The 17,953-nt window shown below is 71.8% G+C and carries 17 protein-coding genes and 2 pseudogenes; 11 read left to right on the top strand and 8 right to left on the bottom strand.

From position 1 onward, the window contains the following. The 3 genes and pseudogenes from RBXJA2T_RS20325 to RBXJA2T_RS05575 form a co-directional block, all read left to right on the top strand. Nucleotides 1-492 (top strand): annotated as a pseudogene (locus RBXJA2T_RS20325) (hypothetical protein); the annotation flags it as partial. A 135-nt stretch (nt 493-627) separates the two neighbouring features. Beyond that, nucleotides 628-876, top strand: coding sequence for an acyl carrier protein (locus tag RBXJA2T_RS05570; protein WP_009856355.1), 249 nt, complete (start codon nt 628-630; stop codon nt 874-876). Nucleotides 877-921: 45 nt separating this feature from the next. After that, a complete protein-coding gene (locus tag RBXJA2T_RS05575; RefSeq protein WP_009856356.1) occupies nt 922-1,797 on the top strand; it encodes a hydrolase 2, exosortase A system-associated in 876 nt (291 codons plus the stop codon). A gap of 59 nt (nt 1,798-1,856) precedes the next feature. Here the strand turns inward: RBXJA2T_RS05575 and RBXJA2T_RS20560 are convergent, their stop codons facing one another. Next, on the bottom strand, nt 1,857-2,078 hold the full coding sequence (locus tag RBXJA2T_RS20560) for a hypothetical protein (RefSeq protein WP_202796729.1): 222 nt from the start codon (nt 2,076-2,078) through the stop codon (nt 1,857-1,859). On the opposite strand from RBXJA2T_RS20560, the pseudogene RBXJA2T_RS21010 reads away from it, so the two are divergent. The 6 genes and pseudogenes from RBXJA2T_RS21010 to RBXJA2T_RS05600 form a co-directional block, all read left to right on the top strand. Beyond that, nucleotides 2,043-2,159, top strand: a pseudogene (locus RBXJA2T_RS21010) (hydrolase 1, exosortase A system-associated); the annotation flags it as partial. The gene RBXJA2T_RS20560 and the pseudogene RBXJA2T_RS21010 sit on opposite strands and share 36 nt — an antisense overlap. 34 nt (nt 2,160-2,193) lie before the next feature. Further along, nucleotides 2,194-2,757: an alpha/beta hydrolase family protein gene (locus RBXJA2T_RS05580; protein ID WP_202796730.1), complete on the top strand. Its 564-nt coding sequence runs from the start codon at nt 2,194-2,196 to the stop codon at nt 2,755-2,757. 5 nt (nt 2,758-2,762) lie between these two features. After that, on the top strand, nt 2,763-3,794 hold the full coding sequence (locus tag RBXJA2T_RS05585) for a GNAT family N-acetyltransferase (RefSeq protein ID WP_009856357.1): 1,032 nt from the start codon (nt 2,763-2,765) through the stop codon (nt 3,792-3,794). 37 nt (nt 3,795-3,831) lie between these two features. Next, complete coding sequence (locus RBXJA2T_RS05590) at nt 3,832-4,515, top strand: tetratricopeptide repeat protein (RefSeq protein ID WP_138938792.1); 684 nt, start codon at nt 3,832-3,834, stop codon at nt 4,513-4,515. Nucleotides 4,516-4,569: 54 nt separating this feature from the next. Further along, entirely contained in the window at nt 4,570-5,823 is a 1,254-nt protein-coding gene (locus tag RBXJA2T_RS05595; protein WP_009856359.1) for a 3-deoxy-D-manno-octulosonic acid transferase, read from the top strand. A gap of 115 nt (nt 5,824-5,938) precedes the next feature. Then, a complete protein-coding gene (locus RBXJA2T_RS05600; RefSeq protein ID WP_009856360.1) occupies nt 5,939-6,910 on the top strand; it encodes a glycosyltransferase family 2 protein in 972 nt (323 codons plus the stop codon). A gap of 64 nt (nt 6,911-6,974) precedes the next feature. Here RBXJA2T_RS05600 and RBXJA2T_RS05605 read toward each other — a convergent pair whose 3' ends face one another. The 7 genes from RBXJA2T_RS05605 to RBXJA2T_RS05635 form a co-directional block, all read right to left on the bottom strand. After that, nucleotides 6,975-7,931: a polysaccharide pyruvyl transferase family protein gene (locus RBXJA2T_RS05605; RefSeq protein ID WP_009856361.1), complete on the bottom strand. Its 957-nt coding sequence runs from the start codon at nt 7,929-7,931 to the stop codon at nt 6,975-6,977. Between the two features lie 114 nt (nt 7,932-8,045). Beyond that, nucleotides 8,046-9,062 carry an acyltransferase family protein gene (locus RBXJA2T_RS05610; protein ID WP_009856362.1) on the bottom strand — a complete coding sequence of 339 codons (1,017 nt, stop codon included), beginning with the start codon at nt 9,060-9,062 and terminating at the stop codon, nt 8,046-8,048. Between the two features lie 76 nt (nt 9,063-9,138). Then, the gene (locus tag RBXJA2T_RS05615) at nt 9,139-9,849 is read right to left on the bottom strand and encodes an FkbM family methyltransferase (RefSeq protein WP_237704855.1); all 711 of its coding nucleotides are present in this window, start codon (nt 9,847-9,849) and stop codon (nt 9,139-9,141) included. A gap of 33 nt (nt 9,850-9,882) precedes the next feature. Next, a complete protein-coding gene (locus RBXJA2T_RS19445; RefSeq protein WP_050801740.1) occupies nt 9,883-10,890 on the bottom strand; it encodes a glycosyltransferase family 2 protein in 1,008 nt (335 codons plus the stop codon). Between the two features lie 95 nt (nt 10,891-10,985). After that, the gene (locus RBXJA2T_RS19450) at nt 10,986-12,974 is read right to left on the bottom strand and encodes a CDP-glycerol glycerophosphotransferase family protein (RefSeq protein WP_009856365.1); all 1,989 of its coding nucleotides are present in this window, start codon (nt 12,972-12,974) and stop codon (nt 10,986-10,988) included. Nucleotides 12,975-12,981: 7 nt separating this feature from the next. Next, nucleotides 12,982-14,469, bottom strand: a complete 1,488-nt coding sequence (locus RBXJA2T_RS05630) for a lipopolysaccharide biosynthesis protein (RefSeq protein WP_009856366.1) — start codon at nt 14,467-14,469, stop codon at nt 12,982-12,984. 2 nt (nt 14,470-14,471) lie between these two features. After that, entirely contained in the window at nt 14,472-15,407 is a 936-nt protein-coding gene (locus RBXJA2T_RS05635) for a glycosyltransferase family 2 protein (RefSeq protein WP_009856367.1), read from the bottom strand. 214 nt (nt 15,408-15,621) lie between these two features. Between RBXJA2T_RS05635 and RBXJA2T_RS05640 the strand changes: the two genes are divergently transcribed. Both RBXJA2T_RS05640 and RBXJA2T_RS05645 read left to right on the top strand, forming a co-directional pair. Further along, nucleotides 15,622-16,806 (top strand): glycosyltransferase family 4 protein, encoded by a 1,185-nt coding sequence (locus RBXJA2T_RS05640; protein ID WP_009856368.1) that lies wholly within the window; start codon nt 15,622-15,624, stop codon nt 16,804-16,806. A gap of 244 nt (nt 16,807-17,050) precedes the next feature. Then, nucleotides 17,051-17,947, top strand: a complete 897-nt coding sequence (locus RBXJA2T_RS05645) for a hypothetical protein (RefSeq protein WP_009856369.1) — start codon at nt 17,051-17,053, stop codon at nt 17,945-17,947. The last annotated feature ends 6 nt before the right edge of the window (nt 17,948-17,953 follow it).

The raw sequence follows: 17,953 nt of genomic DNA on the forward strand, positions 1-17,953 counted from the left end.
CAGCGTGCTGCGGCGTTCGCCGCGCTGGCGCCCGGCGAGCCCGGCCGCGACTGGCTGGAGCACGACGGCGGCACCTCGGCCGACTACCGCGGCGCCGACGCCGGCCGCGCCGGGCTGCGCGTGTCGCGCTGGATCGAGCGCCGCAGCACGCTGGCGCCGCTGGTGCAGGCGCGCCGGCGCCACTACGCGCAGTGGGTCGACGCGCTGGCCGGCCTGCCGGGCCTGCGGCCGCTGCTGCCGGCGCTGCCGGCGCACGTCGCGCCGTACATGGTGCCGGTGCTCGTCGACGAGCCGGCGGCGCTGTTCCCGCCGCTCAAGCGGCTGGGCCTGCCGATCTGGCGCTGGGACGACATGGCGGTGTCGGGCTGCGAGGTCTCGCGCCGCTACCGCCAGGGCCTGTTCCACCTGCCCTGCCACCAGGCGCTGGACGCCGCCGCAATGGCCTGGATGACCGGCGCGGTGCGCCGCGCCGCGCGCCGGGCGCCCCCCTGAACGCGGGGCCGCCGGGCGCCGTTCGAGAAACAGATCACTGTCCGGGCCCCCCCGATGTGCAGGCGCCCCCCGGGGCGCGGCGGCCACCGACACCTAGAATCCAAGACTCCATCCGTCGCCGGCTGCAAGGAATCCATGGACCTGACGCGTGAAGTCATCAACGTGCTCGACGAGGTGCTGAGCCTCGGGGGCCGCACGGCGGGCTTCGATCGCGACACTCCGCTGCTCGGCGCCATCCCCGAGCTCGACTCGATGGCCGTGGCGACGCTGATCACCACGCTGGAGGAGCGCTTCGGCATCGTCGTCGACGACGACATCGACGGCGCCACCTTCGCCACCGTCGGCACGCTGGCCGACTTCGTCGGCGCGCGGCTCGCCGCCTAGCCCGCCGCGCGTCGTGCGCGGCATGCCGGCGACGCCCTGCCCCCGATGAACGCCACGCCAGAACCCCGGTTCATCGACGTCGACCCCGGCCCGCAGGGCCGGCGCTTCGTGCTGCACCACCGGCCGGCCGGCCCGGTGCGCGGCCTGGTCGTGCACGTGCACGCCTTCGCCGAGGAGATGAACAAGTCGCGCCGCATGGTGGCGATGCAGTCGCGCGCGCTGGCCGCGGCCGGCTTCGCGGTGCTGCAGGCCGACCTGCTGGGCTGCGGCGACAGCGACGGCGACTTCGGCGACGCCTCCTGGGCGCGCTGGGCGGCCGACGTGCACGCCGCGGTGCGCTGGCTGCAGGCGCGGCACGACGGCGCCGCGCTGCCGCTGTGGCTGTGGGGCCAGCGCGCCGGCAGCCTGGTGGCCACCGAAGCCGCCGCCGCGCTGGCCGCCGAGGGCCAGCCCTGCCACTTCCTGTTCTGGCAGCCGGCGCCGCTGGGCCGCGTGCTGCTGCAGCAGTTCCTGCGGCTGAAGGCCGCCAGCGAGCTGCTGGGCGGCCAGGCGCGTGCGGTGATGGAGCAGCTGCGCGCCGAGATCGCCGCCGGCCGCAGCATCGAGGTCGCCGGCTACGAGCTCGCCCCCGCGCTGTGCGACGGCCTGGAGCGCGCCACGCTGCAGCCGCCGCCGGCGCCGCCCGGGCGCATGGTCTGGCTGGAGACCTCGCCGGTGGAGACGCCGACGCTGGCGCCGGCCGGCGCCGCGACGCTGGCCGCCTGGCGTGACGCCGGCTGGCAGGTCGACGCCCGCGCGCTGCGCGGCCCGGCGTTCTGGCAGACCACCGAGATCGAGGACGCGCCCGCGCTGGTCGACGCCACCGTCGCCGCGCTGACCGCACCCCAGCCACTGCCCGCCGCGCAGGAGGCCGCCGCGTGAGCCGCATCGTGGCCGCGCCCGATGCCTGGACGAACGCCAGCGAAGCCTGGGGTCAGGTCTCACAAGACCTGACCCCGCCTGCCGCGGCGGCGCCCGGCGCGGCGCAGGCTTTCGCCTTCGCCTGCGAAGGCGAGACGCTGCTCGGCGTGCTGCACCGCCCGCCCGCCGGCGCGCCGGCCGCGGCCACCGGCGTCGTCATCGTCGTCGGCGGGCCGCAGTACCGCGCCGGCAGCCACCGCCAGTTCGTGCACCTGGCGCGCGCGCTGGCCGCCGGCGGCCACCCGGTGCTGCGCTTCGACGTGCGCGGCATGGGCGACAGCAGCGGCGCGCTGCGCAGCTTCGAGCAGATCACGCCGGACATCGGCGCCGCCGTCGACACGCTGGCGGCGCGCGCCGGTGTCGGCCGCGTCGTGCTCTGGGGGGCTGTGCGACGGCGCCTCGGCGGCGCTGCTGTACCTGCACGAGCGGCGCGACCCGCGCGTGGCCGGCGTCTGCCTGCTGAACCCCTGGGTGCGCTCCGAGGCCAGCCTGGCGCGCACCCACGTCAAGCACTACTACACGCGCCGCCTGCGCGAGCGCGAGTTCTGGCTGAAGCTGCTGAGCGGCCGCGTCGCCGGCCGCGCGCTGGCCGAGCTGTGGCGCAACCTGCGGCGCGCCCGCGGCGAGGCGCCGCCGGCCGCGGCCCGCACCGCCGGCCCGTTCCAGCAGCGCATGGCCGAGGGCTGGCGCGGCTTCGGCGGCGGCGTGCTGCTGGTGCTGAGCGGTGACGACTACACGGCCAAGGAATTCCTGGAGACCTGCGACGCCTCGCCCGCGTGGCAGGCGCTGCTGCGGCGGCCCGGCACCCGCCGGCAGGACCTGGCCACGGCCGACCACACGCTGTCGGCACGCGCCGACCGCGACACGGTCGCCGCGCTGACCCTGGACTGGCTGCAGCGGCTCGCGGCCCGAACCCCCTGAAGACGATGGACGCGCGCGCACTCGACTGGCAGAACCTCCCCGCCCGGCAGCTCGAGGAGCCGGCATGGGCGGCGCAATGGGACACGCTCAACGCCGCCCGCGCCCGGCTGCCCTTCCTGTCGGCCTACGCGATGAACGCCGCGCTGCGCGCCTTCGGCCGCGGCGACGAGCGCCTGCTCGTCGGCACGCAGGGCGGGCGCTGCGCCGCGATGCTGCTGCTGCAGAGCACCGGCCGCGGGCGCTGGCAGAGCTTCCAGCCGTCGCAGATCCCGCTGGGCGCCTGGGTGGCCGAGCCGGGGCTGCAGCCGCAGGCGCTGGCGCGGCAGCTGCTGCAGGGCCGCCTGGGGCTGGCGCTGGTGCTGTCGGTGACGCAGGTCGACCCGCTGCACGCTGCGCGCCCGGCCGACACGCCCGCGCTGCGCGCCACCGACTACATCGAGACCGGCTGGATCGACGTCGCCGGCAGCTTCGACGACTACTGGGCGGCACGCGGCAAGAACCTGCGCAGCAACCTGCGCAAGCAGCACAACCGCCTGGCCGCCGACGGCGTGGCCTGCGAGCTGGTCGAGCTGCGCGCCGCCGACGAGATGGCCGGCGCGCTGGCGCGTTACGGCGAGCTGGAGAGCGCCGGCTGGAAGGCGCGCGAAGGCACCGCCATCCACCCCGACAACGCCCAGGGCCGCTTCTACCTGGAGCTGCTGCAGCAGGCCGCAGGCCGCGGCGAGGCCGTGGTGCACGAGTACCGGCTGGACGGCCGCACCGTGGCGTCGAACCTGAGCCTGGAGCGCGACGGGCTGATGGTCATCCTGAAGACCACCTACGACGAGAGCCTGGACAAGGCGCTGTCGCCGGCCTTCCTGCTGCACCACGACCAGCTGCGCCGCGTCTTCGGCGAAGGCCGCGTGCGGCGCATCGAGTACTACGGCCGCTTCATGGAGTGGCATTCGCGGTGGACGGAGCACAAGCGCGTGCTGCACCATCTGACGTGTTATCGGTGGGGGTGGCTGCAGAGCTTGAGGCGTCCGGCTTCCGCCTGAGGCCTGCCATCCCGTCGATGATCAGGAGGGCGACCCGATGAAACGAATCGACACGACACGCGCCAGGCTCATGGCCGGCACGCGCACGCTGGCCGGCCTGGTCATCGCGGCTGCCTGCACGGGGGCCTGGGCGCAAGTCGATGCGGGCTGGGAGTGCGGCAACCCGTTCAAGAACCACTTCGGCCCCTTCGACTACCGCAAGGCCGACGCCGGGACCAAGCAGCTCGTCGAGGGGGCCCACTTCACGCCCGGCGTGGAGTCCCTGACCAAGCCGAAGACGACGACCTACGCGACGATGGCGGGGGATGTCGGCTACACGCTGCACGTCTTCCCGAACCATCACCGGGCGCTGATGACGATGACGCGGCTCGGCGAGCGGCACAACTCCCCGCAGCCGCCGGCCGCCAAGTTCACCATCGACTGCTACTACAAGCGTGCCGTGGTGTACGCCCCGGACGACACCGTGGTCCGGGCGCTGTATGCGCGCTACCTGTTCAAGCAGGAACGACGCGACGAGGCCCTGCAGCAGCTCGCCGCGGGAGCGCAACAGGCGGGCGACAACCCGCTGTCGCACTTCAACCTGGGCCTGGTCTATTTCGACATCGGCGACTACGACCGGGCTGCCGAGCAGGCCTTGAAGGCCCGCGAGCTGGGCATGCCGCGCACCGAGCTGATCGACCGGCTGAAAGGTGTCAACAAGTGGGTCGAGCCGGGCGGTTGACGCAGCGCGGCGGTGGCCGTGACTGAGCGGGCCTGGCGTGCGCGGTACGCGGCGTTGCGCGTTGCCGAGACGCTGAGCGATCTGCGCGGCAACGCCGCCGGCCCGGTGCTGGGGGACACGCCGCCCCCCCGACAGCCGGCGTGGTGGGCCTTCGTCTCGACGATCGGCGAGCTGCACTCGACCGCGCCGCTGCTCGCCGCCGTGCAGGCGCGGCTGCCGGGGCAGCGCATGGTGCTCGTCACCGATCACGAGCATTACGTCCCCAGCTACCGGGCCCGCTTTCCCGAGGCCGACGTCGTGCACACGCGCGGCCACAGCCGCGATGCGAAGCGGCTGGCCGGCTGGCGCCCGCCGGCGCTGGTGGTCGTGGCCGAGATCCCGCTGCTGCCGGGAGATGCCCCCTGCCGCTGTTCGGCAGCGCTGCTGCTCGAGGCGCGGGCCGCCGGCGCAAGGCTGGTGGCCGTCAACGGCTGGCTCTACGGCGACACCCCGCCCAGCCGCATGGACCGCCTCGAACGCCGCCTGCTGGGCCCCGCGCTGCTCGGCCAGTACGACACGATCTGTGTCCAGGCCGAAGCGCAGCGGAACACGCTGGTGGCCCACGGCGCCGCCCCGGACCGCACCCACGTCGTCGGCAACCTCAAGCTCGACGCGCTGCGCAGCGCGGCGCCCCTCCCCGCGCAGCCCGGCGCAGCGCTGCTGCGGGCCGTGGCGGCCGCCGGCCGGCCCGTCGTCGTCGCCGGGTCGCTGACCCGCCAGGACGAGGAGTCCCTGCTGCTGGACGCCTTCGTCGAGCTGCGCCGGCAGCGCCCCGGTGCGCTGCTGGTGGTGGCCCCCCGGCACCCCGAGGTGGTCTCGAACCTGGAGCGGCTGGACGGCGCGCTGGCGCGGCGCGGGCTGCAGGCGAGCCGCCGCTCGGCGCTGCGCGAGGGCCTGCCGGCCGAAGGCTTCGACGTGCTCGTGCTCGACACGATCGGCGAGCTGCGCGGCTGCTACGCCGACGCCGACGTGGCGCACGTCGGCGTGGACCACAACGTGCTGGAGCCGCTGCTGTTCGGCAAGCCGACGACGGTCAGCGGCCGCTGGTGCCGGGACTACCCGTCCTACCCGGTCTTCCGCCGCCTCAGCGATGCGGGCGCCCTGCAGCACGCCGCCGACGCGGGCGCGCTGGCCCGGGCCTGGGACGAGGCCATCGCCGGCCGTCTGGCAGGCCTGGTCGAGGCGGCGCGGCGCGAACTGGGGGCCGAGCCGAGTTCGCTGGAGCGACACCTGGCGGCGCTGGAGCCCGTTCTGTCGCGGCTGGCCTGAGCCCCGAGCCCCCCGAGTCGAGTGCCCCCTAAAGACAACGGATGCGGCCGTGACTTAACACCAGACGGCCCGAACGCGGCACGCCAACAATTGTGACGAGAAGCAACCGCTCGTCATGCCGCCCACGCCCTTCATCACGGTGGTGATCCCGTTCTTCCAGCGCGAGCCGGGCATCCTCGCCCGCACGCTGCGTTCGGTAGCCACCGTCGGATACCCGCTCGACCGGCTCCAGGTGCTTGTCGTCGACGACGAGTCGCCTTGGCCAGCGTGCGACGAACTCGCCACCTCGCCGCCTCCACAAGGGTTGGTCTTGCGTGTCATCCGCCAGGCCAACGGCGGGCCCGGGGCGGCGCGCAACACGGGCCTGGCCCACCTGCCCGCAGGCACCGAACTCGTGGCCTTCATCGACTCGGACGACGAGTGGATGCCGGGCCATCTCGACCGGGCGGTGAACGGCCTGTCGGCCGGCTTCAACGCCTACTTCGCCAACCTCCACCATCCGGGCGAGACACAGGACGAGTTCGCCAAGTCGGGACGCATCGAGCCGAGCCGGCACCCGGCCATCGGCTCCGCGCCGGGGCTGCACGCGTACCAGGGCGACATCGTCCACCAGATCACCACCGCCAACGTCATCTACATGACGACGCTGGTCATCGTGGCCGCCGAGCTGGGATCGGTGCGCTTCCAGGAGTCCTTCCGCCGCGGCGGCGAGGACTACCTCTACTGGCTGGACCTCGACGCCGCCGGCGCCCGCTTCGCCTTCTCCAGCCTGCCCGGCGCGCGGCGCGGCATCGGCGTCAACCTCTGGGACAGCAACGGCTGGGGGAGCGACGGCCTGGCCCGGCGAATCCACGACGAGGCGCGCTACCGCCAGCTGGCCCTGCAGCGCTACGCACGCAGCGATCAGACGCGCACGGCGCTTCGGCAGGAGATCCGCCGGCTGCGGTCACTGATGGTGCACGACGCGCTTCATCGCTTGCGACGTGGCAAGGCGCTGGAATGGAGCGTGATCTGGCGAATGCTGCGCGACACCGGCCCGAGCTCAGGCCAGGCGTCCGGCCTGCCCGCGATCAGGCCCCAGACCTGACGCACGCGGGCCCACGCGCCCGCCACGGAGGGCAGCTCGCACGGGCGGCCCCCCCCGAACGGCGTCAGGAGGGCCAGACAGGCGCCAGCGACAGGCTGCCTTGGCTGGCCTGCGTCGAAGCCGCTCTGCCGCGTGCCCAGGCCTCGAGCAGCGCCGCATAACGCTGCACATGCGTCTCCAGCAATCGTTCGTCGCTGAGCATCGGCCTGCGCTGCGCGGCGGCCCGAAGCTCGGCTGCGGCCCGTGCCTGGTCACGCACGCCCGAACTGCGGGCCGGCGGCGGCGCCCAGTGCTCGTGCCACAAGCCTGCCGTGCGCAGGCCACGCTTGACTGCCGCCTTGAACCGCCCACCGCGCGGCAGGGCGCGCGACGCGTCGAACAGGGGCGTCACGTGCGTCGGCGCGTAGTCCATGCGCAGGCTGGACAGCCAGTCCTGCCACTTGAACTCCAGCACGATCGGCGAGCAGGTCACCGGCACCCAGGGCACGCGGTACAGGTCGGCGACGATCGCGCCGTGCATCGTCTCGGTGAGCAGGATGTCGCAGCGGCGGATCTCGTCGAGGACGCGCTCCACGGGCCAGTGGCAGCTGATGAGATGCACGCCCGCCTCGCCGCACACCGGGGCCCAGTCGAAGTCGCGCAGCGCGCGCCCGGTCAGCATCAGCCCCACGGGCACACGCTTCAATGAAGTCGGCGGCAAGGGCACGAGGCGCAGCAGGACGGCGGCATCGGTGATCACCTTGTCGGCCGGCAGGCCCAGGCGGTCTGCACTCAGGAACCCGCGCACGGCGTGAAACTGCAGCCGGCCGTCGTAGGCCGGCAGCCCGCCATAGCCGACGCCACTGCCGAAGACGTGCTTGACCGGCCCGACCGGCAGGCGGTGGTTGAGCAAGGTGCCGATGCCCACCAGCAGTTCCCGGCCGTCGTCATCCAGCAAACCAGGCAGCAGCCGGGGCCACAGCCAGGGGTTCAGGTCGTCGCCGAAGTTGCCTTCGGGGTCATGGAAGTAGTGCAGCTTCATGCGCGCTCCGGCCGTCGGCTCCGACCCACGCGTCGAAAGCGCGGTCGAACCGTCCGGAGGCTAGGCCGGCCATGTGGCAGGCGCGTGAAAGCGAGGCGAACCCCGACGCCGACGTCAGCGCGCGCGATCGCTTCGCCAACGGCGATTCAGCCAGTCGCGTGCCGGCTTCTCCACGAGGTAGAACGACAGAAGCGCAACACAGCACGCTGCGCCCAGGCCTGCCAGGGCCCCGCCGGGCAGCGTCGACTTCAGCTGGAAGAACGGCTGTTGCCAGAGGTAGAGCGAAAACGACCACAGGCCCAACCGGCGCAGCAACCTGGCCGAGAGCAGGCGTTGGAACCATGCACCGGACTCGCCGAGGTGGTTCACGCTGAATGCCAACAGCAGAGGCAGCAAAGCCTGCGACCACCAAGGCCCGCGTTGAGCCAGCACGAAGGCCGTGAGAAGCGTGACGACCGGCAGCCAGGGCGGCACATGGCGCCGCAGCCCGTCGCAGCTGAGCCGATAGCCGGCGGAGACGAACAGCGCAGCCCCTGCGACCTCGGTGCCCAGCGCGCCCCACCGGGGAGCGGCAGCCCCGATGCGGACATAGACGAAGCCGGTGGCGATGCAGCCGAAGCCGATGGCCAGCAGCCACAACCCCTCGCGGCCCCGCAACAGGGGGACGAGCGCGAGAAGGCTCATCAGCAGATAGCAGTGCTCCTCGACGTTCAGCGACCAGAGGTGGCCGATCGGCATCCCGGTTCCCCAGATGCCCGATGCGGGGTAGTAGGTGCGCAGGAAGAACAGCGTCGACCAGAACTCGGCCGCCGTGAAGCGCTGCCCCCAGGTCCACGAGGCGGCAAACACCACGGCGACGAACAGCATGAAGGCGGGCAGGATGCGACTGGCGCGGCGGCGGTAGAACACCGGCAGAGGCTGGCGCTTCACGAAGAGAATGTTCGCCATCAGCAGGCCCGACAGCACGAAGAACATCGACACGCCGAAGCTGCCGCCGTCCAGGCCCGGCAACCAGAGGAAGTGGCCCTGCAGCACCCCCAGGATCGACAGCCCGCGCCAGCCGTCCAGGTAGTCGACATGGTCCGCCCCGCCCGGGGCCGGAGCCAGGAGCCGCTCGTCAGGCCGGCCCATGACGGCGGCTCAGAGGCAGGCCTTCACCGCCGGCTGCCGCTGACGAGACGTGGCTCGCGCGGCGCCGTGCCGCCCATCAGTCCTCCCGGCGCACGAGCAGGCAGTCGAACTCGATGGCCGCCATGTCCGCCGAGCGACTGACCGCGAAGAATCCGGCGGGACTGAACCCGAGGCCCTCCAGCTCCGCCAGGACGTCGCGGTAACGCGGCATGCCCTTGTAGATGGGTTGGACGCAGACCTCGGTCTGGATGACCTTTACGCGAGGCAGGATGCCCGAGGCGCCGCGGATGACCTCCAGGTCGAACCCCTGCGTATCGGCCTTGAGAAACAGGCGGTCGGACGCCGGGAGTTCGATCGCGTCCAGTCGCTTGACCGGCACGGCAACGGTTTGCCGCACACGGTTCAGATCGGCGAACTGGGGTTGCCCGGTGTTGTCGGGCTGGAGAAAGGAGCTGAACTCACCTCGGTGCATGACGTTGAGCGCCAGTTCCGCATCAGCGCTGCCGAGCGCCAGGTGGTGCACCTTCCAACGCGGATCAGCGGCGGCGCGAGCGTTCAAGCGCTCGGCCAGGTCGGGCTGCGGCTCGAAGGACACGACTTCGCCTTCATAGCCGGCCTCCAGCCGGAGGAAGTCGTGGTACTGGCCGGCATTGGCGCCAACGTCGAGAACGAGGTCGACCTGATGGTGACGCAACAGTTGGCCGGTCAGCGTCGCCTGAGCCATGCCTGGCTGACGCCAGGCCGGGACGACGGCATAGCCCAGGTGCGCGGCGATGTTGTTCAGCACTTCCTTCAAGTCGAGCTCCTGGTGACGAAACGATCACGTCGAACGCGGCTGAACCCGAGCTGAACGCGGCGGAATCCAGGACTTGAGGATCGCGAGGGGGGCATCGACACCCACCCGCCAGCCCAGCGACGCACGATACGCACTACGCGCCGCTGCGGCGTCACCGCGCATGCGTGCCTGCCACCCCAGGAACAGGTAGTGTTCGGCGATCCGCTGCCGATATCGACGGGCCCAGGCACTCGGCATCGCGGCCTGCAGGCGCTGGTAGTTGCGGATGTGGGCGACCAGCCGGCCCTGGGTCAGCTTCGGCACGTCATGGGACAAGCCATCGGGATGCTGTCGATAGGCATGCAGCGCTGTCGTGATGAAGCCCGTCTCGTGGCGCTCCATCACGCGCCACCACAGATCGTTGTCCTCGCAGTTTCGAAGGTCCGTCGGGAAGAGCTGCCCGAGCGACTCGAGCGCGGATCGACGCAGCATCACGCCGCTCGTCTGGATGCCGGTGTAGACGCAGGCGGTGAAATAGAGGAACTCCGGTCTCGCGACAAAGAATCCCGGCTCGCGTTCGGCGACGTAGGGACGAGCCTTGTCGACAAAGGACAGAGACTCGAAGTAACTGCCGATCGGATGGCCGTCTGCCTGAACCAGCTCGCTATCGCCGAACAGCAGGCCCAGCGACGGCCAGCGATGCATCAGGGCCAACTGGTGTTCGAGCTTTTCGACCCGCCACCAGTCGTCCGGATCCAGCAATGCGACGAATTCTCCGGATGACGCCTCGATGGCCCTGTTGCGAGGTCCGCTCGGGCCTCCGGAGTTCTCCTGGCGCAGCAGATGCAGCCGCGAGTCCTGCTGGCACCAGTGCGCGCAGCGCATGGCCGTGTCGTCGGTCGAGCCGTCGTCGACGATGAAGGCTTCCCAGTCGGTGAAGGTCTGGGCGACCAGCGAGCCGAGGGCCTGGTCGATGAACGCGGCACAGTTGAAGGCGGGGATGACGACCGAAACCGATGGCTTCATGGAGGCGCTGTCGGCGGCTCGTTCCATACCGCCCGCCGTCATCCTCGGTGTCGAATATCGGAATCACAACGGCCTCCCCCAAGAATGCAAGGCGGCGCGATCCCCGAGGAGGGAATGGAGGATCAGCGCTTGTGGCCGGCCAATTCGGACCCCTGGCCCGCAGCTGCCGCTCTCGGCTGGTCGAGGCTCAGCATGGCGGCATAGACCCTTGCACAAGACTCGTCGTCCCGATCGGGCATCGCACGCTCCATGCGCGCCAGAAACTCCGGAGCAACACGGCAGCCATCGTCGAAGAAGGCCTCCAACTGAACCAGCAGTTGGTCCTCGTTCAACGCCACCGGGCCGAACCCGTCGCGCTCGTAGTCGAAGTACCCTGGCCGCCAGTTGTGTCCGCCGCCGTAATACGACTGCTGATCGAACTGGTAATAAAAAACCGGCCGGCGCAAGAAGGCCATCGTGAACGCGACCGAGGTGTAGTCGGTCATGAAGGCTGCGGCACGCGCGAAGACACGCTGTATCGAGGTGTCGCCCGCCGTGACCAGCTGGACGTCCGGCGGCAAGCCGAAGGCCTCGATGTACGGCACGGCGTTCGGATGCGGCATGAAGGCGAGCTTCAGGCCCGCCTCGGCCGCCCGCGCATGCAGGCGCGGACTGCCGAGCACGGCACGCCAGCGCGTGGCGTACTCCGAGGCGGCGAACGCCGTGACCCGCTCCTGAGGCGTGCAGGCCTGGGCACGATCGTCCACCAGACTGCCTCGCCAGGTCGGCATGACGAGCAGGATGTTGGCTTCATCGGAGGGGGTCTCGTCCGCGTAACGCAGAAGCCGGTCGTGTCGCGGCAGGCCGGTGCGGCGGACCTCACGGTCGGTGTACGGGTACGCCGTGTCGTCGCCGACGATCGACTCGTGCTCGGCAGGGCTCGAACTGACGAAGCAGTCGAACTCGCGCGGGCCCAGCCAGTGGGACAGGTCGTCCTTGATGACCCCGTGCTGCAGGAAGGTGTAGCGCCACTGCATCGCATCACCGAAGAGACGGCGGTCGAAGCCGCCGAAGACCCACTCGGCATGAGACGACACGATGTGCTCCGCGTTGAGGACCAACAGCTTGCGGCGCCAGCCGGGCGGCATCAGCCGGAAGCCCTCGGCCTGCAGACGGGGCCAGTCGGCCGACTGCGGGCTCAGCATGAACCACGCATTGACCTCGGGATGCTGCTGGCGCACCCAGCGATAGAGGTGTTCGGCGCTGTCGTCGGCGTTTTCTTCACGGTCGATGAAGACCCAGGAGCGGCCGTATCGCCAACGTACGGGCGCCGAACGGGCCAGTGCCTTCAACAGCCTCACCTTCCAGCCTCTCCAGCCGGCAGGCAGCGGCTCCTGCCCTCCCTTGCCAGGCGGGAAGCCGGCACGTATCCGGGCCGGCAAACCGCTTCCGTCCCCGGCCTCTGCGGGCGCCGCAGGACGAGCGGAAAACGGCTGGGGCCCGAGTGCCAGCGCAACCAGTCGCCCGTCGACCTCCAGTTGGAGCGAGCGCGCCTCGGCGATGTCCACCCAGGCGATGCGTTGGCGCAGCAGGCGGCGGCGGAAGTAGTTGCAGGCCCGCCGCTTGGCGAACGCGGGCGACACCTCGCGACCATCGACGAGCAAGCGCTCCGCAGGCGGCTCCCCGTGGATCCAGTAGCTGACGCGGGCCAGGCCCTGGCGATGATCGTAGGCGTCGACGGCCGCGCCACAGACCAGGCTCGGGTCGCGGTAGGCCAGCAGCACGTGCCGGATCTCGGTCGTCGCAACGGGGAACGACGCCACGGCGTCGACCTCGATGTGAGCCATCAGCGTCCGCACGCGCTCATGGAAGACGGCGGCCATGGCTTCGTCGACGACCACCGTCGGCGCCCGTTCGCGCCCGTCGACGCTGAAGTACCAATGAAGACGTTGCAGCACCGCGCACTGCAACGCCAACGGCACGTCGCCTCGCCGGGCAGCGGCAGCCAGCGGCGGCAGCAGCACGTCGCGGAGCACGGCGTCGTAGCTCGCCGGATCGCGCCAGAACGCAGCGGGCGGCTCCGCGGCCGGAAAGCCGGGAAAGACGGCGTCGAAAGGGTCGGAATCGCTCATCTCGGTTTCATGCGCGGCTGCGCAGAAGTGCGAAGGCCTGGCGGAAGTCCTGCAGGAACTGGCGGGCCAGCAGATGCAGCGCGACGAGGTAGACGACGGCCCCGGCCCCCACGTGCAAGGCCAGGGCGAGCGCCGGCGGCGCCGTCCATGTCGCACGCAAGGCCGAAGTCGCGAGCCACATCAGCGCCGCGGCCGCCACAGGAGGCCCCAGCACCTGCAGCAGGTGGCGCGAGCCCAGGCCGATCAGGCCGAAGGCCGTGCGCGCTGGAAGGAGGACGTACAGCGACGTCAGCGCAACACTCGCAGCGACGACCTCGATGCCGAACGGCATCGCCGCGAGCACGCCGGCGATCGTCAGCACCGTGCCGGCGGCGTTGTAGCGGAACGCCAGGCCGACGCGGTCGTTGGCGTTGAACAGCGGCGACGCGATCGCGGTGCCGGCGCGCAGGGCCGCGCTCAGGCCGAACATCGCCATCACCGGGATCATCGCGCGCCACTGCTCGCCGTAGAGCACCAGCACCAGCTCCTGCGCGTTGGCCGACACGCCGAAGCCGATCGGCACCACCACCGCGGCCAGCAGCCGGCCGGCGCGCAGCACGAGCTGGCGGAAGCGCTCCGGATCGGCCTGCAGCGCCGAGAAGGCCGGAAACAGCACCTGCTGGATCGGCATCGCGATGCGGCCGCGGATCTCCTCGGTCAGCGAGCGTGCGTTCTGGTAGTACCCCAGCGGCGCGGCACCCAGCTGCCGGCCGATCAGCAGCAGGTCGAGGTTCATGTTGACGTAGTACAGCGCCGTGTTGCCGAAGTAACCCGCGCTGGTGCGCCAGGTGCGCGCGATGAAGGCCCCGTGGTAGCGCCAGCGCGGCAGGTAGGGGGCGCAGGCGAAGTACAGCGCCGTGTTGGCCACCGTGCCGACGAGCGCGCCGATCACCAGGCTCCACATGCCCAGCCCGGCGAACGCGCAGGCGACCGCCGCCACGGTGCGGATCACCACCGTCAGCATGTTGATCCAGAAGTTGGCCTTGAAGCGCATCAGCCGCGCCAGCACGACCGACGGCACGGTGGTCGCGCTGCCGATGACGAAGTTCAGCGCCATCACGCGCAGCAGCGGCCCGACGGTGGGATCGTCGAACAGCAGGCCGGCGCCGAAGGACGCGGCAAAGACGAACAGCCCCAGCACCGTGCCGATGGCCATCGAGGCCCAGAACACGGTGTCGAGCTGCAGCCGGTTGATGACGCGGCGCTGGATCAGGACGTTGGCGAAGCCGAACGCGCCCAGCAGGCCGGCGAACTCGGTGACCACGGTGGCCATCGCCACGTAGCCGAAGTCCGAAGGCGACAGCAGCCGCGCGAGGATGGCCGTGGAGCCGAGCGTCAGCAGCGTGCGCAGGCCGATGCCGAGGAACTGGTAGCCGGCACCGCCGACGACGCGCCGGCCGAGGTCGTCGCTGCGCAGTGCGAACGACCGGCGCAGCAGGCTGTCGCGTCGTGCCATCGTCAGCCGCCGGACACCGAGCGCAGCAGCGACTTGGCGAGCACGGTCCAGCCCAGCAGCTGCCGGGGGTCGGTGCGCACCGCGCGCAGCGCGGCGCGGCGTGCGGTGGAGGCGTCACCGGCAACGAGGTGGGCGCCGGCGAAGTCGCTCCAGCTGCGGGCCAGCCCGCGGTCGACGTCGGCGCGGCGCGCCTGGCGCCCGTCGGGCCCGGCATAACCCCAGCGGCGCAGCGCGCGGCCCACGATCTCGCCCTTGTCGTTGGCCTTGGGCACGCGCTTGGTCACGTTGCCGGGGTGCAGCCGGTACAGCGCGTAGGGGCGGTCCACGCGCAGGATCGGCGTCACGCGCGAGGCACGAAGCCAGAGGTCGTAGTCCTCGCCGATGTGCAGCGTGGTGTCGAACCCCCCCAGCGCCTGCAGCAGCGCGCGGCGGGCCATCGTCGCGGAGGTCCAGACGTGGCAGTCGAGCAGCAGCTCGGGATAGATCCAGCCGCTGGGCCCGGGGTCGGCGTCGGCCAGCCCGTCGCCGCCGGCGCGCTCGGCCAGCCAGGCCGGGGCGGGCTCCGGCTCGTCGCTGGTCCAGTTCAGCCAGGCGGTGTAGACCATCTGCGCGTCGGGCTGCGCGCGCAGCCGCTCGAACTGCGCCTGCAGCTTGCCGGGCAGCCAGAGGTCGTCGGCGTCGATGAAGGCCACCCAGTCATGGCGCGCCTCCTCGATGCCGCGGTTGCGCGCGGCGGACACGCCCTGGTTGGCCTGGCGCACCAGACGCACCTGCGGGAACTCGCGTTCGACGAGTTCGGCCGAGCCGTCGGTCGAACCGTCATCGACGACGACGACGTCCAGCGTCACGCCGTGCTGCGCAAAGACGCTGCGCAGCGTGGCCGGCAGATGGCGGCGGGCGTTGTAGCAGGGGATGACGACGGAAACGCTGGGCAGCAAGGTCTGGCTCGGCGCAGGGCATGCACGAGCGGCGCGCGGGCCCGTGGCTGGTGACGATTGTTGCATCGGGGCGGCATCCGCCGCCCCCGCGTTCGGGGCGGTTGCGGACGCCTCCCGCATCCGGGCGTGAGCAGGTTCACGCCGCACTGGCGGCGATCAGAATCCGGGGCCCCGCCTGGCGCTAGGCTGCACCGTCCGAACCCCGACCCCGCGCATGAAGATCGCCCTGCTCTGCTCCGGCCTCGGCCACGTCGTCCGCGGCCACGAGGTCTTCGCCCGCGGCCTGTTCGAGCTGCTCGCCGACGAGCTGGACATCACGCTGTTCAAGGGTGCCGGCCCGGAGCTGCCGCGCGAGCGCTCGATCCCCTGCGTGCTGCGCACCGCCGCCGAGCTGGACCACATCCGCCCCTGCGTCGCGCCGAAGTGGGCCGACGCGGTGCGCGAGCAGGAGCGCACCCGCATCGAGCACGAGACCTTCGCCTGGGCCTGCATGGGCCCGCTGCTGGCCGGCGACTACGACGTCGTGCACTGCCTGGAGCAGGAGGTCTGCAACATCCTGTTCGACAACCGCCACGTGTTCCGGCGCACGCCGAAGATCGTCTTCTCCAACGGCGGCGCGATCCCCGCGGCCCGGCTGCCGCGCTGCGACTTCGTCCAGGAGCACACCGAGCGCAACCTGGCGCAGAGCGCCCGCGACAAGGCCTTCATGATCCCGCACGGAGTCGACGCCCGGCGCTTCCGCCCGGGGCTGGACAGCGACTTCCGCCAGCGCCACGGCATCGGGGCCGACGAGTTCGTGCTGATCAGCGTCGGCACCGTCTGCGTGAACCACAAGCGCATGGACCACGTGATCCGCGAGGTGGCGCCGCTGCCGGGCGTGCGCCTGGTCATCGTCGGCCAGGAGAACGGCGAGACGCCGGCGATCGTGGCTCTGGGGCGCGAACTGCTGGGCGAGCGCGTGGTCTTCACCAAGCTGCCGCACGCCGAGCTGCCGCAGGCCTATGCCGCCGCCGACGCCTTCGTGCTCGGCTCGCGGCACGAGACCTTCGGCATCGTCTACATCGAGGCCATGGCGATGGGGCTGCCGGTGTTCTGCACCGACCATCCGAACCAGAAGGACATCGTCAAGGAGGCGGTGTTCGTCGACATGAACCAGCCGGGCGCGCTGACCGCCGCGCTGCGCGACACGCCGCGCGAGCGGCTGGCCGAGCTGGGCCGGCGCGGGCGCGAGATCGTCGAGCAGCACTACGACCTGGAGCTGCTCAAGCGCCACTACCTGACGCATTACGCGCGCATCGCGGCGGCGCCCGACAGCCTGCCGGCCTACACCCTGGGCACGCGCCTGCGCGCGAACCTCCGCAACGCGGTGCGGCGCACGACGGGCCTGATTCAGGGCTGACCCTCTCCCACGACCGAAGGGCCGTCCACCCACCGGACGGCCCGCGAATTGCGTCATCGTCCGGCGTCCCGGCAGTGCCCGGGGCCTCGCCGCAGGCCACTGGCGGCACGCGGCGCGTCACCACCGGGGGGACGAGTTGGGCGCGACGGCAACTGAGTCAGAGAAGCGGGGAGCGTCCCGCGCCGACATCCCGGGCGACGGATGGGCCGCGGCGCTGTTCGCCAGCCGCGAGGACTGCGCCGCCGTGCTGCGGGCCCTGGAAGCGCTGGCCGCCGCCGCGCGCCGCGGCACCGTGGCGGACGTGCTGGTCAACGGCAACGCCGAGCTGGCCGCCGCCGTCTCGGCGGCCCTGGCCGCAGCCCCTGCGGGCAGCGGCCCGCTGCAGCTGCGGGTCTGGTCCCTGGCGCTCGGCGACAAGGCGCACTGCTGGAACGAGTACGTGCACCGGCTCTGGCCCGGGACGGGGACGACCTTCTTCATCGACGGCTACGTGCGTGTGCGGCCCGACGCCCTGCAGGCACTCGAAGCGGCGCTGGCCGCCGAACCGCAAGCGCTGGCCGCGGCCGGGCTGCCCAGCACGGGCCGAGGCGCCGCCGCGCTGCGTGCAGCGATGGAACGCGAAGGCGGGCTGCACGGCAACCTGCACGCGCTGCGCGCCGACACCCTGCACGCGCTGCGGCACATGGGTCTGCGCCTGCCGCTGGGCGTCTACCGCACCGACGGCATCGTCGGTGCGGTGCTGTCCTTCGGACTGGATCCCGCCCGGCACGACTGGGAACCACGTCGCCACATCGCGCTGGCCCGCGACGCCAGCTGGGACACCGAACCCCAACGCTGGTGGCGCTGGCAGGATCTTCGTACCCAGTGGCGGCGCCTGGACCGCCAGGCCCAGGGCGTGCTGGAGAACCGCGCCGTCTCCGACTGGCTGGCCAGGCACAGGCGGCCGGCGCAGGCGTTGCCGGCGACGGTGGAGCGTCTGGTGTCGCTCTGGGCGGCGGAGGACCCTCGGGCGCTGGCCGCGGCCCTCGCGCAGGACGGGCGCCGGCGTCGTGCCTGGGAGCGGCTGCAGAGCCCGCGGGACTGGTCGGCGGCACGGCAGCCGCCCGCCCTGCTGTTCGACGGCACCAAGGTCGCCGGCTGAGCGCCC

The organism is Rubrivivax benzoatilyticus JA2 = ATCC BAA-35, assembly GCF_000190375.1.
In the GTDB taxonomy this organism is placed as follows: Bacteria; Pseudomonadota; Gammaproteobacteria; order Burkholderiales; family Burkholderiaceae_C; genus Rubrivivax; species Rubrivivax benzoatilyticus.

Bases quoted from the DNA above. Each gene is read 5' to 3' on its own strand.
- RBXJA2T_RS05570 (WP_009856355.1), top strand. From the start codon at position 628: ATGGACCTGACGCGTGAAGTCATCAACGTGCTCGACGAGGTGCTGAGC.
- RBXJA2T_RS05575 (WP_009856356.1), top strand. From the start codon at position 922: ATGAACGCCACGCCAGAACCCCGGTTCATCGACGTCGACCCCGGCCCG.
- RBXJA2T_RS05585 (WP_009856357.1), top strand. From the start codon at position 2,763: ATGGACGCGCGCGCACTCGACTGGCAGAACCTCCCCGCCCGGCAGCTC.
- RBXJA2T_RS05590 (WP_138938792.1), top strand. From the start codon at position 3,832: ATGAAACGAATCGACACGACACGCGCCAGGCTCATGGCCGGCACGCGC.
- RBXJA2T_RS05600 (WP_009856360.1), top strand. From the start codon at position 5,939: ATGCCGCCCACGCCCTTCATCACGGTGGTGATCCCGTTCTTCCAGCGC.
- RBXJA2T_RS05605 (WP_009856361.1), bottom strand. From the start codon at position 7,931: ATGAAGCTGCACTACTTCCATGACCCCGAAGGCAACTTCGGCGACGAC.
- RBXJA2T_RS05610 (WP_009856362.1), bottom strand. From the start codon at position 9,062: ATGGGCCGGCCTGACGAGCGGCTCCTGGCTCCGGCCCCGGGCGGGGCG.
- RBXJA2T_RS19445 (WP_050801740.1), bottom strand. From the start codon at position 10,890: ATGGAACGAGCCGCCGACAGCGCCTCCATGAAGCCATCGGTTTCGGTC.
- RBXJA2T_RS19450 (WP_009856365.1), bottom strand. From the start codon at position 12,974: ATGAGCGATTCCGACCCTTTCGACGCCGTCTTTCCCGGCTTTCCGGCC.
- RBXJA2T_RS05630 (WP_009856366.1), bottom strand. From the start codon at position 14,469: ATGGCACGACGCGACAGCCTGCTGCGCCGGTCGTTCGCACTGCGCAGC.
- RBXJA2T_RS05640 (WP_009856368.1), top strand. From the start codon at position 15,622: ATGAAGATCGCCCTGCTCTGCTCCGGCCTCGGCCACGTCGTCCGCGGC.